2 tRNA genes are annotated in these 320 nt (G+C 53.4%); both read left to right on the top strand.

The window, feature by feature from the left end:
- The first annotated feature begins 159 nt into the window (after positions 1 to 159).
- A tRNA-Met gene (locus GKZ89_RS20850) sits at positions 160 to 236 on the top strand.
- A 4-nt stretch (positions 237 to 240) separates the two neighbouring features.
- Positions 241 to 317, top strand: a tRNA-Asp gene (locus GKZ89_RS20845).
- Positions 318 to 320 lie beyond the last annotated feature (3 nt).

Here is a 320-nt window from a genome sequence, read left to right as displayed (position 1 = left end):
AATTCAATACTTCTTATTATCGCGGGGTGGAGCAACGAGCATCACTTCTCCGATATGGCTTCCGAGTTGTACTCGCCGAGCTGCTGCTTGGTTAGGCTTCCTGAGGCGAGGACAGTCAGCTGTCTTTAGAGCATCGAACAATTCAATACTTCTTATTATCGCGGGGTGGAGCAGTCTGGTAGCTCGTCGGGCTCATAACCCGAAGGTCGCAGGTTCAAATCCTGTCCCCGCAACCAAAATGGTCCGGTAGTTCAGTTGGTTAGAATGCCTGCCTGTCACGCAGGAGGTCGCGGGTTCGAGTCCCGTCCGGACCGCCATTT

Source organism: Metabacillus mangrovi (assembly GCF_009711125.1).
In the GTDB taxonomy this organism is placed as follows: domain Bacteria; phylum Bacillota; class Bacilli; order Bacillales; family Bacillaceae; genus Metabacillus_B; species Metabacillus_B mangrovi.
Note: the sequence above shows the minus strand (reverse complement) of the source record. Positions and strands in the feature narration are given on the sequence as shown.